This is a genomic window from Paenibacillus sp. J22P277, from assembly GCF_059383675.1.
In genome coordinates this window covers 356,820-369,933 of the sequence record NZ_JBXENS010000002.1, presented here as the reverse complement: position 1 = coordinate 369,933, position 13,114 = coordinate 356,820, and the positions used below count along the sequence as shown (strand labels likewise).

At 64.4% G+C, this 13,114-nt stretch carries 10 protein-coding genes; 9 read left to right on the top strand and 1 reads right to left on the bottom strand.

Annotated features, from left to right (window positions below):
• The first annotated feature begins 107 nt into the window (after window positions 1-107).
• The 9 genes from AC50YL_RS06275 to map all read left to right on the top strand — a co-directional run bounded on the left by AC50YL_RS06275 (window position 108) and on the right by map (window position 12,129).
• Window positions 108-2,408 (top strand): (Fe-S)-binding protein, encoded by a 2,301-nt coding sequence (locus tag AC50YL_RS06275; RefSeq protein ID WP_494831178.1) that lies wholly within the window; start codon window positions 108-110, stop codon window positions 2,406-2,408.
• Window positions 2,409-2,583: 175 nt separating this feature from the next.
• Entirely contained in the window at window positions 2,584-5,007 is a 2,424-nt protein-coding gene (locus AC50YL_RS06270) for a 3-hydroxyacyl-CoA dehydrogenase/enoyl-CoA hydratase family protein (RefSeq protein ID WP_494830254.1), read from the top strand.
• A 75-nt stretch (window positions 5,008-5,082) separates the two neighbouring features.
• On the top strand, window positions 5,083-6,282 hold the full coding sequence (locus tag AC50YL_RS06265; RefSeq protein WP_494830252.1) for an acetyl-CoA C-acyltransferase: 1,200 nt from the start codon (window positions 5,083-5,085) through the stop codon (window positions 6,280-6,282).
• A 179-nt stretch (window positions 6,283-6,461) separates the two neighbouring features.
• Window positions 6,462-8,279: an acyl-CoA dehydrogenase FadE gene (locus AC50YL_RS06260; RefSeq protein ID WP_494830250.1), complete on the top strand. Its 1,818-nt coding sequence runs from the start codon at window positions 6,462-6,464 to the stop codon at window positions 8,277-8,279.
• 164 nt (window positions 8,280-8,443) lie between these two features.
• The gene (locus tag AC50YL_RS06255) at window positions 8,444-10,189 is read left to right on the top strand and encodes a long-chain-fatty-acid--CoA ligase (RefSeq protein ID WP_494830248.1); all 1,746 of its coding nucleotides are present in this window, start codon (window positions 8,444-8,446) and stop codon (window positions 10,187-10,189) included.
• The gene (locus tag AC50YL_RS06250; protein WP_494830246.1) at window positions 10,170-10,601 is read left to right on the top strand and encodes a PaaI family thioesterase; all 432 of its coding nucleotides are present in this window, start codon (window positions 10,170-10,172) and stop codon (window positions 10,599-10,601) included. The genes AC50YL_RS06255 and AC50YL_RS06250 overlap by 20 nt, the downstream gene beginning before the upstream one ends.
• Window positions 10,602-10,714: 113 nt before the next feature.
• The gene (locus AC50YL_RS06245; RefSeq protein ID WP_161746550.1) at window positions 10,715-10,888 is read left to right on the top strand and encodes a hypothetical protein; all 174 of its coding nucleotides are present in this window, start codon (window positions 10,715-10,717) and stop codon (window positions 10,886-10,888) included.
• A gap of 190 nt (window positions 10,889-11,078) precedes the next feature.
• The gene (locus AC50YL_RS06240) at window positions 11,079-11,267 is read left to right on the top strand and encodes a hypothetical protein (protein WP_161746551.1); all 189 of its coding nucleotides are present in this window, start codon (window positions 11,079-11,081) and stop codon (window positions 11,265-11,267) included.
• Between the two features lie 118 nt (window positions 11,268-11,385).
• Complete coding sequence (gene map, locus AC50YL_RS06235; protein WP_494830243.1) at window positions 11,386-12,129, top strand: type I methionyl aminopeptidase; 744 nt, start codon at window positions 11,386-11,388, stop codon at window positions 12,127-12,129.
• On the opposite strand, the gene AC50YL_RS06230 is transcribed toward map, so the two are convergent.
• Entirely contained in the window at window positions 12,095-13,060 is a 966-nt protein-coding gene (locus tag AC50YL_RS06230; protein ID WP_494830241.1) for a helix-turn-helix domain-containing protein, read from the bottom strand. The genes map and AC50YL_RS06230 overlap by 35 nt on opposite strands.
• Window positions 13,061-13,114: the final 54 nt, after the last annotated feature.

The window sequence follows — 13,114 nt, the reverse complement described above, 5'->3', positions numbered from 1 at the left end:
TGCGGCCCTTCGCGACATGTTGAAGACCGCCCGGACATATACTGAATCACTCCGTGTTTCCGAGGGAAGGAGGGAGCCTTGTGGGGGGATTAAGCGAACATGCGTGGATGCTGACGATCCGATGGTTTTTCTTCGCCCTGCTGACGCTGACGGCGCTGGCCTGCTTTTACGCGGTGGTCCGTCGGCGGTTGGACTATATGCTGCTGGGCCGGAGCGAGCGGCGGAAGCCTCCGCCTCCGCATGATCCGTCGGATCCCGAGAACGACCATCGCGACGAGATGCTGAATATCTCCTCGTTCGCAACGGCAGCCAGGTTGGCGTCCGAAGCGGCGCCGCGCTTCGAGTGGAGCCTGAGCTGGGCGATGCAAGTATTCGGCCACCGCAAGCTGTTGAAGGATATTCGCAGCGGGATCATGCATGTCGTGTTGTTTTACGGGTTCATCGTCCTGCAATTCGGCGCGGCGGACATCATTTGGAAAGGCCTCGCGGGCGCGGCGATTCCGTATCCGGCCTACCGGGGATTCGTGCTTACGCAGGAAATCACGGTGACGCTCGTGCTGCTCGCGATTGTCTACGGCACGTTCCGCCGGTACGTGGAGCGGCTGCGGCGGCTGAAGCGCGGCTGGAAGCCTTCGATCGTGCTCTGGTTCATCGGAGGACTCATGCTGACGGTCCTTCTCGCGCAGGCCTTCGACCGATTAAAGGAAGCGGTGCCAAACGGGCAGGGCGGCGAGGACGCGCTCTATGACGGCTACGCTCCGGTGTCCTCGGCGCTGGCCGACGGCTTCCGGGAGATCGGGCTGACGTCCGGCGCGGGCAGCGTGCTGTACGAAGTGTTTTGGTGGCTGCATCTGGCGGTGCTGCTCGGATTTTTGGTGTACGTGCCGCAGTCGAAGCATTTTCACATCTTCACCGCGCCGGTCAATCTGTGGTTGCGCCGCCGGACGCCGCCGGGCAGGCTGGCGCCGCTGGACTTGGAAGACGAGGAGGCGGAGTCGTTCGGGGTCGGGGCGGTGGAGCAGTTCACGCGCAAACAGCTGCTCGACCTCTATGCCTGCGTCGAATGCGGCAGATGCACGAACGTGTGTCCGGCCGCTTCGACGGGCAAGCTGCTGTCCCCCATGCATCTGATCGTAAAGCTGCGGGACCATTTGACCGAGAAAGGCGCGGCGATCACCTCGAAGTCCCCTTGGGTGCCGGCCTTCGGCGGAAGCGGGGAGACGGGCGCGCATGTGATGTCGGGGGCGGTGCCCCTGTGGTCCGGAGGCGGGTCCGCGCGGACGTCCATCGAGCCGACGATGACGGCGCAGAAGCAGGCTTGGCACGCGCAGGCGGACACGGCGGCGACGGATGTCGCGCTGATCGGCGACGTGATGACGGAGTCGGAGCTGTGGGCGTGCACGACCTGCCGGAACTGCGAGGACCAATGCCCGGTCGGCAACGAGCACGTGGACAAAATCATCGACATGCGCCGTTACCTCGTCCTGACGGAAGGACGCGTCCCGTCCGAAGCGCAGCGCGCCATGCAAAATATCGAGCGCCAAGGCAATCCGTGGGGACTGCCCCGCGCGGAGCGCGCGGCATGGCTTGCGGCGTACGAAGCGGCCGTGCCCGAAGCGCCGCCGGTACCGACGATGCGGGACGCGGCGGGACGCGGCGAGCAGCCGGAGCTGCTGCTGTGGGCCGGCACGATGGGCGCCTATGACCAGCGCAGCCGCAAGATCCTGTTCGCGGTGGTGCGCCTGCTGCAGGAAGCGGGCGTGCCGTTCGCCGTCCTCGGCGGCGAGGAGAAAAATTCCGGCGATACCGCGCGGCGCCTGGGCAACGAGCTGTTGTTCCAAACGCTGTGCGCCGACAACATCGCCACGCTCCAACGTTACGGCATCCGGCGCATCGTCACGATTTGCCCGCATACGTTCAATGCGCTGAAGAATGAATACGGCGACTTCGGCCTCGCGCGATCGGTGGCGGTGGAGCATCATACGACCCTGCTGGCCCGGCTGGTCGCGGAGGGGGCGCTGACGCCTGCGCATACGGTAAGCGAGCGGGTCGTCTATCACGATTCGTGTTACTTGGGCCGGTACAACGGCGTGTACGACGCGCCGCGGGAGCTGCTGCGGGCGATTCCCGGCGTGAAGCTGCTGGAGATGGAACGGAACCGCGCGAACGGCCTGTGCTGCGGCGCGGGGGGCGGCCTCATGTGGATGGAGGAGCGCAGCGTCGTTCGCGTGAACGAAGCCCGTGCGGCGCAGGCGCTGGAAACGTCCCCGACGGTGATCGGTTCCGCCTGCCCGTACTGCCTCACGATGATGGAGGACGGCATCAAGCTGCTCGAAGCAGAATCTACCGTCCGCGCGCGGGACGTCGCCGAGCTTCTCGCCGAGAGCGTGTTCGGCGACGGGCGGTAAAGAAGCGCGGAAGTCATGGTGACTGGCGTGTCATAAGCTGCCGGTTGGTCTGGATATCGCCTGCATCGATTCTCGGCTATGCATAAAGTTTGACCCCCGGCTGCCGCTTCGATCGCGAAGCGGCAGCCGGCATCGCCGCGCCAAGCGGCAATTTCACTACGAGGGAGGGAACGGTGTGGGAGAACGATCGACGCCGTCGCCGGCGATTCGCCGCGCGGCCGTCATTGGATCGGGCGTGATGGGGGCGGGCATCGCCGCCCATCTGGCCAATGCGGGCATTCGCGTGCTGCTGTTGGATGTGCCGCCGGCCGCGCTGACCGAGCAGGAAACACGGGCAGGGGCGACGCTGCAGGACCGGGCCGTCCGCAACCGGCTGGCCGCGGCCAGCCTCGCCAAGCTTGCCAAGCAAGAGCCGCCCGCGCTGTACGAGGCTTCGTTTATCCATCGCATTGCGCCCGGCAATTTGGAGGACGATCTCGGCCGGCTCGGCGAGGCGGAATGGATCGTCGAGGCCGTGCTCGAGCGGCTGGACGTCAAGCGGAGCGTTTTTGCCCGCATCGAATCCGTGCTGCGGCCGGGCACGCTCGTCTCGTCCAACACGTCGGGATTGTCCGTGGCGGCGATGACCGAGGGACGCGGGGAGGCGTTCCGGAAGCAGTTCGCGGTGACGCACTTCTTTAACCCGCCCCGCCACATGAAGCTGGTCGAGCTGGTGCCGGGTCCGGACACGGCGGCCGAGACGCTGAGCAAGCTCGCCGCGATATGCGGGCAGCAGCTCGGCAAAGGCGTCGTCCTCGCCAAGGACACGCCGAATTTCATCGCCAACCGGATCGGGACGTACGGCATGCTGACGACGATCGAGGCGATGCGCGCCTTCGGGCTCGGCGTCGACGAGGTCGACGCGTTGACCGGTCCGGCGATGGGCCGGCCGAAGACCGCCACGTTCCGGATGCTGGATCTCGTCGGATTGGATACGCTGCTGCATGTCGTGGATAACGTGCGGGAACGAAGCGAGGATCCTTCGGAGCGCGACGCGTTCGCGAGACCGCCGGTCCTGGAGGCGCTCGTGGCCAACGGGTGGATCGGGGAGAAGGCGGGGAGCGGCTTTTACCGCAAGACCAAGCGTCCCGGCGGGGGCAGCGACATCGAGACGCTGCAGCCGGATACCATGACGTACGCGCCGCGGCGCGGCGTGAATTCGCCGGTCATCGAAGCGGCCAAGACCGCCAAGGGCGCCGCGGCCAAAGTTAAAGCGCTGCTGTTCACGGAGCCGAACGACCGCTATGCCCGGTTCGCTTGGCAGGCGATCAAGACGGTATTGCTGTATTCGGCCCGGCAGCTGGGCGTCGTCGCGGACACGATTCCGGACATCGACCGCGCGCTGGTCTGGGGCTTTAATTGGGAGCTGGGACCGTTCGAGCTGTGGGACGCGATCGGATTGGAACGCTCCGTCCAGCGCATGCGGTCGGAGGGAGACGAGATTCCGGGCTGGCTGGAGGAATGGCTCGCCGCCGGCAACCGCAGCTTCTATAAGCAGGAAGGCTCGCTGCGCTTCTACGTGAACCGCGGCGAATACCGGCAGCAGGAGGAAGAGCGGGACGTCATCTCGCTCAAGGCGCTCAAGTCCTCCGGCAAAACCGTGCTCGGCAACGGCGGCGCCTCGCTGCTCGATCTGGGCGACGACGTCGCGGGACTCGTGTTCCACTCGCCGAACAACGCGATCGGCGGGGACATTCTGACCGCGATCCGGCAAAGCGCGGAGGAGGTCAGCCGCAACTGGCGCGGACTCGTCGTCGCGAACGAAGGACGGCATTTCTGCGTCGGGGCGAATCTGACGATGCTCCTGCTCGAAGCGCAAAACGGCGATTTCGACGAGATCGACGACATCATCTCCTTGTTCCAGAACAGCATGCTGACGCTCAAGCGCCTCGATCGTCCCGTCGTGGCCGCGCCTCACCGGATGACGCTCGGCGGCGGCGTCGAAGCCTGCCTGCCGGCGGACCGGATCGTGTTCTCGGCGGAAACGTATTTCGGTCTCGTCGAGACCGGCGTCGGCCTGATTCCCGCCGGCGGCGGGTGCAAGGAAGCGGCCGCGCTCGCGGATGCCCGCGCCGGCGCGGGCGGCGATCTGCAGCCGCAGGTCAACGCGCTGTTCGAGACGATCGCGATGGCCAAGACGTCGACGAGCGGCTTCGATGTTGCCCGCCTCGGCTTCATGCGCCCGCATGACCGTGTCATCATCCGCGGCGAATCGCGGACGGCGGAAGCCAAACGGACCGTGCTCGCGATGGACCGCGAAGGGTACGTTCCCCCGGACGCGGGTCGGAGGATTCGCGTCGCGGGCCGCGAAGGACGCGCCGTGCTGCAGCTGGCGGTGGAGAATATGCGCCTCGGCGGGATGGTGACGCCGCATGACGTGTTGATCGGCCGCAAGCTGGCGCATGTGCTCGCCGGAGGCGACGCGCCGCCGGGGGCGGAGGTCAGCGAGCAGTACCTGCTCGATCTGGAGCGCGAGGCGTTCCTCAGCCTGTGCGGCGAGCCGAAGACGCAGGCGCGCATGGCTCATATGCTGACGACCGGGAAGCCGCTGCGCAATTAGGGGCGGCTTGCATAGACCGGCTCGCGCATCGTCTGCCTTCATTCAAACCAACCCCTAGAAGGAGGGAAACCATCCATGAACGCTGCACGAAATCCGCGGGATGCCGTGATCGTATCGGCGGTCCGCACCGCCGTCGGCAAAGCGAAGAAGGGCAGCCTGGCCGACACGCGCGCCGAGGATCTGGGCCGTGCCGTGCTGCGCGCGGCCGTCGACCGCGTGCCGGGGCTGGCGTACGCCGATGTCGAGGACGTCGTCATCGGCTGCGCGATGCCCGAGGGCGAGCAGGGGCTGAACTTCGCCCGCATCATGACGCTGTATGCGGGCTTTCCGGTTACGACGCCGGCCGTGACCGTCAACCGGTTTTGCGCGTCCGGGCTGCAGGCGATCGCCTATGCCGCGGAGCGGATCCGTCTGGGCGAGGCGGACGTCGTCCTCGCCGGCGGCGTCGAAAGCATGAGCCATGTCCCCATGACCGGCTTCAAGCTTTCGCCGCATCCCGGCATCGCGGACAGCATGCCGGAGGTGTACATGGGCATGGGCCACACGGCCGAGGAGGTGGCCCGGCGCTACGGCGTCAGCCGCGAGGCGCAGGACGCGTTCGCGGCGGAGAGCCACCGCAAGGCGGCCAGGGCCATCGCCGAAGGACGCTTTCGCGAGGAGATCGTCCCGCTGCATATCCGGCGGGAAGGCGTCGGCGACGACGGGAGGCCTTGGGCCAAGTCGTTCACGTTCGACCAGGACGAGAGCGTGCGCGCGGATACGACGCCGGAGGTGCTGGCGAAGCTGAAGCCTTCCTTTGCCCGGGAAGGCACCGTGACGGCGGGCAACGCTTCGCAAATGAACGACGGCGCAGCCGCAGTCGTCGTCATGAGCCGCGAACGCGCGGAGCGGCTCGGCGTCAAGCCGTTGGCGGCATTCCGCGCCTACAGCGTGGCCGGGGTAGCGCCGGAGGTGATGGGCATCGGTCCGATCGAGGCGATCCCCAAAGCGCTCGCACGCGCTAATCTCACGCTCGAGCAGGTGGATCTCATCGAGCTGAACGAAGCGTTCGCCGCGCAATGCCTGCCGATCATCCGGGAGCTGGGCATCGACCCCGCGATCGTGAACGTCAACGGCGGCGCGATCGCGCTCGGCCATCCCCTCGGCTGCACGGGCACGAAGCTGTCCGTCTCGCTGATCCACGAGCTGCAGAGGCGCGGCGGCGGAACCGGCATCGTCTCGATGTGCGTCGGAGGCGGCATGGGAGCGGCAGGCGTCTTCTCTGCGGAGCCGTAACCGGAACGACAACCAGGCCTGATTCGGTCGAACCTCACGTTCTATCCTTGGTCCGCTAGCCTTGACCTGCCGGCTTCCGCCAACGTCAACGGGGCATGGAGCGAGGCAGGCATTCTTCGAGCAAATCTCTCGCATTCCCGCATCGCATCTCCCGCTTTACAGAGAAAGGAGGCATCGGTATGGCGCAGAACAAAGGTTGGGGCGGCCGGTTCGTAGTGGAGGACATGGCGCCGGACGACATCGTCACGCCGGAGGATTTTACCGACGAACAAGTGATGATTCGCGAAGCGGCCCGCGCTTTTCTCGAGGGCGAGATCCGTCCCCGAGACGCCGAGATCGAAGCGCTGGATTATAAATTGACCGTGGAGCTGATGCGCAAAGCCGGGGAACTCGGCCTGCTCGGCGCCGACGTGCCGGAGGCTTTCGGCGGACTCGGTCTCGACAAGGTCAGCTCGACGCTGCTGGCCGAGACGCTGGCCGAGGCGTCTTCCTTCGCGCTGTCCGTCGGCGCGCACGTGGGCATCGGCACGCTGCCGATCGTGTTCTTCGGCTCGACGGAGCAGAAGTCGAGGTATCTGCCCGAGCTGGCCGCCGGCAAGAAAATCGCGGCCTACTGCCTGACGGAGCCCGCATCCGGCTCCGACGCGCTCGGGGCGCGGACGACGGCGAGGCTCAATCCCGAAGGCACCCATTACGTGCTGAACGGCTCCAAGCTGTACATCACGAATTCCGGGTTTGCCGATCTGTTCATCGTGTACGCGAAGGTGAACGGGGACCATTTTACCGCCTTCATCGTGGAACGGGGCTCGCAGGGCTTCAGCATCGGGCCGGAGGAGCACAAGATGGGCATCAAAGGGTCCTCGACCTGCCCGATCTTCTTCGACGACACGCCGGTACCGGTCGCGAACGTGCTGGGCGAGGTGGGCAAAGGCCATATCATCGCGTTCAATATTCTGAACATCGGGCGTTTCAAGCTGGCCGCGGGCTGCGTCGGCGGCGCGAAGGAAGCGGTCGGGCTCGCCGCCAAGTATGCCGGCGGGCGCAAGCAGTTCGGCCGGCCGATCGCGTCGTTTCCGCTGATCGGGGCGAAGCTGGCGGACATGAACATCGCGGCTTACGTCACGGAAAGCATGGTGTACCGCACGGCCGGCTGGATCGACGAGATGCTGCAGGCCACCGAGTCGCGGGACGGCGAGACCGGCGCGGGCGAATCCGGCGCCCGGGCGGCCAAGGCGATCTCGGAGTACGCGCTGGAATGCTCCATCAATAAAGTGTTCGCGACGGAGGCGCTCGATTACGTAGCGGACGAAGCCGTTCAAATCCACGGCGGGTACGGCTACATCAAGGATTACAAGGTGGAGCGGATCTACCGGGATTCGCGGATTAACCGGATCTTCGAGGGCACGAACGAGATCAACCGGATGCTCATTCCCGGCACGCTGATGAAGAAGGCGCTCAAGGGCGAGCTGCCGTTGCTGCGCAAAGCGCGGGCCTTGCAGGCGGAGCTGCTGCAGCCGATGCCGCTCCCGGCGTTCGACGCGCCGCTCGGCAAGGAAACGTACCGCATCGGCCAGGCCAAGCGGACCTTTCTCGCCGTCGGCGGCCTCGCGGTGCAGCGGTACGGCCTCGCGCTGGAGCAGCAGCAGGAAGTACTCTGCCTGCTTGCCGACATGATGATCCAGACGTTCGCGATGGAAAGCGCCGCGCTGCGCACCCGCAAAATGCTGCAGCGCGCCGATGCCGCTGGCGGCGCCGAATCCGCGGCTTCCGCCCGTACCCGCAATGCCGTCGACATGACGGTCGTGTTCGTGCAGGAAGCGATGGAGCGTATCGAGCGTTACGCGAAGACGGCGTTGTCCGCCCTGGAAACGGGCGACGCGCTCCAAACGCAGCTCGCCGTGCTGAAGAAACTGATGCGCGCGCCGCTTGACGATACCGTAGCGCTCAAGCGAAACATCGCCGCCCGCGTCATCCGCGGCCAGCAGTACACGCTGTAGCGGGCGCCTGCGCAAAAACTGGCGCATGCTTCCGAAGCGAGTTTTTGCTCGCGAGGATGTAGCTCTTGTAGTTTCGCAAAAACAAGCGCATGCTTCCGAAGCGAGTTTTTGCTCGCGAGGATGTCTTCCAGGTAGTATCGCAAAAACTTTCAGGAGGCGGGGAAATGGATCATCAGCTCGCTTTGCCCTGGCTTCGCAATTACCCCGGCGAGGTAGCGCCGGACGTGGACATTCCGAATCTCGCCATCGGCGAGCTGCTGCTCCAGGCCGCCGCCAAGTATCCCGCCAACGAGGCGTTGTTTTTCTTCGGCAAGCGGACGTCGTACAAAGAACTGCTCGCCGCGGCGCAGCGGATGGCGGCTGGCCTTCAAGAGGCCGGCGTCGGCAAGGGAGACCGCGTCGCCGTCATGCTGCCGAATTGCCCGCAAGCCGTCACTGCCTACTTCGGCGTTCTGCTTGCGGGCGCCGTCGTGGTCATGACGAATCCGCTCTACGTGGAGCGCGAGCTGGAGCATCAATTGCGGGACAGCGGCGCGTCCGTCATCGTCACGCTCGACATGCTGTACCCCCGGCTGGCGCGGGTTCGCGGCGATACGCCGGAGTCCGGTCCCGTCCCGCAGCTGCGGAAGGTGATCGTGACGTCGATCCAGGACGGACTTCCGTTTCCGAAGAACCTGCTCTATCCCGTCAAGCAGCGCCGCGCCGGCAAGCAGCCGCAGATTCCGTACGGCAAGGACGGCGTGACGAGGTTCGCGTCCTTCATGGCGAAAGCGCCGAAGCTGCCGGCCGAGGTCGCTTCCGACCCGGAGCGGGATATCGCGCTGCTCCAGTACACGGGCGGCACGACGGGTACGGCCAAGGGCGTGATGCTGACGCATCGCAACCTGATTGCTAACGCGGCCCAGTGCGAGGCTTGGTTTTACCGGGCGCAGGAAGGGAAGGAGCGTTTTCTGGCGGCGCTGCCGCTCTTTCACGTATTCGGGCTGACGGTGATCATGAATTTTTCCGTGCTGAAGGCGGGCTCGATCGTGCTGCTCCCGCGGTTCGAGATCGAGGCCGTGCTGAAGGCGATCCGCGACGAGAAGCCGTCCATCTTCCCCGGGGCGCCGACGATGTACGTCGCGCTGCTCAATCACCCCGAGGCGAAGAAATACGATCTGTCGTCGATCAAGGTGTGCCTCAGCGGGTCCGCGCCCCTGCCCTTGGAGGTGCAGACGCAGTTCGAAGCGGTGACCGGCGGCCGGTTGATCGAGGGCTACGGCCTGACGGAAGCGTCGCCGGTGACGCATGCGAACCCGTTCTGGACCAAGCGCAAGATCGGCACGATCGGACTGCCGCTGCCCGGCACGCTGGCCAAGGTGGTCGATCTGGAGACGGGCGAGGCGCTGCCGCCCGGCGGGATCGGCGAGCTGCTGGTCAAAGGTCCGCAGGTGATGCAAGGCTACTGGAACAAGCCTGAAGCTACGGCCGCCGCGCTGCAGGAGGGCTGGCTGCGAACCGGCGATCTGGCGCAGATCGACGGCGACGGCTTTTTCACCATCGTCGACCGGATCAAGGACATCATTATCGCCGGGGGATTCAACATCTATCCGCGCGAAGTGGAAGAGGTGCTGTATGAGCACCCGGGCGTCAAGGAAGCGGCCGTCATCGGCCTGAAGGACGCGTACCGCGGCGAAACGGTGAAGGCGTTCGTCGTGCTGCGCAAGGACGTGAACGTCTCTTCCATGCAGCTCGACCGTTGGTGCAGAGAGCGGCTGGCCGTGTTCAAGGTGCCCCATGTGTACGAATTTCGCACCGAGCTGCCGATGACGATGATCGGCAAGGTGCTCCGGCGCAAGCTGCAGGAGGACGAGGAACTGGCCGCGGCCGGGAACGATGAGGGTGGGGAGCATGAAGGAAAGCGGGAATGACCGTTCGGAGGACGGACGATCGGCGCTGGAAGCGATGGAATCCGCGGCGAAGCTGACGTTCTGGGGATACCTGGGCTGCGAGCTGGTGTCCGCGGATCCGGGCAGGGCGGCGATATCGCTGCGACTGAGGCCTGAGCATCTGAATATGGCGGGCATCGTGCACGGGGGCGTGCTGGCTTCGCTGCTCGACAATGCGATGGGCCTTGTCGCGATTTTGGCGTGTCCGGAGGAACGGACGGTAACGACCGGATTGAACGTGCATTATTTGCAAAGCTCGTCGGAAGGCGTGCTGACTTGCGAAGCGGAGCTGATTCACCGTTCTCGGCGAACGCTCACGTTGGAGGGGCGGATTGCCGATAACAATGGTGAGCTCCTTGTATGGGGAAGCGGAACGTTTCGCAGGGTAACTTGATTGTAACATGTTACATTTCTGTAGCCGGTTGTCCGCCGCATTGAAAGCGTAAATCCTTTCCTCTATAATTAGCCTATATATGGAAATTCCTTAGAGCGAAGGGAGGGCGCGCTGTGGTTAGCCCCTGGATAACGACTGCGGTCATCCTGTTCGGCATCGTCGTCGCGATCGTTGGCGTATTCGCATACCTGCGCATGTATAAAAGCAGCGCCTGGTCGGCTGCGACGACGCGTCCGCAGGACATGGATGCGCCCGGCGCCGAGCCGGCGGAAAGCGACAAGAAATGAGCATTAACAAATAAAATAATCCGGTGCGCTTTTATATCAAGGTTTAAAATGTTATAATTGATTGATAAATTAGAAAATTTAATTTAGTGCTGCTCCATCAGCTTCCTGACTCACCTTCATTTCGTGGATCGTTCAACATTCGCTGACCGTATTTGTTAGAACCACCAACCGATGCTAGGGAGGGGATTTCATGGCTAAACGCAGCCATAATGAAGTCAAAGAAAGCCTCGTGGAGCTTACGCGCATTTTTCAACCGAAGGACTCGCGGAAGTTCGTCAGGGATTACATCCGCAAGTATAGGATCATGGGCGGGTACGAAGAAGAACTGACACTTGTGGTGGAGCACGAAATGGGGAGACTTCGCTCCTCGGTAAGTTAATCGAATGAAAGCCAAGCCTTGCCCGGTACGATAGGGACAAGGCTTTTTTGTTGCCCTCGCGCTTCCGATCCCAATCCCGAAGCAGTTGCCCGGCAGGACGTTATTGGAGGGATGGCCTGTGATTCAATGCAAGACGACGGAAGAAATCGAACGCATTCGCAAGGCGGGGCGCGTCGTAGCGGCCTGTCACCGCGAGATCGGCAGGCGGATCAGGCCCGGCGTCACGACGCTGGAAATCGACCGCTTCGCGGAGACCTACATGCAGAGCTGCGGCGCGAAGCCGGCTCAAAAGGGGTACAAAGGCTATACGTACGCCACCTGCGCCTCCGCCTGCGAAGTGGTGTGTCACGGCCTCCCGAAGGACGTCCCGCTGCGGGAGGGGGAAATCGTCACGATCGACATGGTGGCCGAGCTGGACGGATGGATGGCGGATTCGGCTTGGACCTACGGGGTCGGGCGGGTGAACCGCGACATGGAGCGGTTGATGAACGCGACGAAGCACGCGCTGTATCAGGGCATCGCGCAGGCGGTTGCGGGCAACCGGCTTGGCGACATTGGCAGCGCCGTTCAAGCCGTCGCGGACCGCGAGCGCTTTGCGGTCGTGGAAGCCTTTATCGGGCACGGCATCGGAAGGAAGATGCACGAGGATCCGCAGGTGCATCACACGGGCAAAGCCGGGACCGGCAGGAAGCTGAAGGAGGGCATGGTCATTACGATCGAGCCGATCTTCGTGACGGGGCGTCCGGACATCGCCATCGACGCGGACGGCTGGACGGCCCGGACGTTCGACGGCTCCTGGGGAGCGCAGTACGAGCATACGGTGGCCATCACGGGCGCCGGGCCGGTGATTCTGACGGACTGACTTCAGGCTGATCCGGATGCAAGGAAGCGCGGTATCGACTCGGCGCGACGCCGGTTTTTCGCTTGAACAGCCGATTGAAAAACTTCGTGTCCTGATAGCCGGAGCGGACCGCGATTTGGCCGACGGCGTCCGTCGTCTCCAGCAGCAGCCTGCAGCCGAGGTCGATACGCGCGCTCTGCACGTAGCCGAGGAACGTCACGCCGGTCGCGCGCTTGAAGATTCGCTGGAATTGGCGTTCGCCGATGCCGAGCCTCGCCGCCATGTCGGCAGCGTGCAGCTCGGCGGCGCAATTCGCGCGGATGTGGGCAAGCAGCTCTTGCATCGAAGAGGAGATCGGCTCGGCGGAAGCCGCATGGCGGAGCGGCGGCGGCTCGGTACGTTGCCGGTACAGCAGGATCAACAGCTCCACCGTCAGCGCGGACAACGCGGCCATGAATCCGGCCCTTCGCGCCGTGAATTCGAGGTGCAGCCGTTGAAAGAGCTGCCGTGCCGCCTCGCCGCGATCATGCAGATGGAACCATGCCTGTCCGGTCCCGAGCTCCCGGTAAAAGGCGGAGATCTCCGGTTCGGCATGTACGGCCTGCAACAGCTTGCCGAGCTGCTCGGCGGTCAGGATGCAATTGTACAACGCGAGCGGCCGGCCCTTCGCCGCCGGACGGAAGACGTGGGCGATGCCGACCGGAATAAAGAACAGATCGCCGCGCGCGACGGGCAGCTGCGCCGTATCGATATAGTGAACGCCGGCGCCTTCGGCGACCAGGCAGATTTCGATGAAATCATGCGCGTGCATGCGCAGCTCGAACGATTCTTGCACGAGATTGACGAAGACCGGCATCGGGTTGTCGATCAGCGAGGCGTAGGGCAGCAGCCGCTCCCCCCGAAAGAACAGCGGCATATCCGCCGCGGCGGGCTCGCTTGGCATCTCTTTCATGCAGGTAGGACCTCCTCTGGATGGATTGATTAGGGCGAATTGCCGGAAGTATAC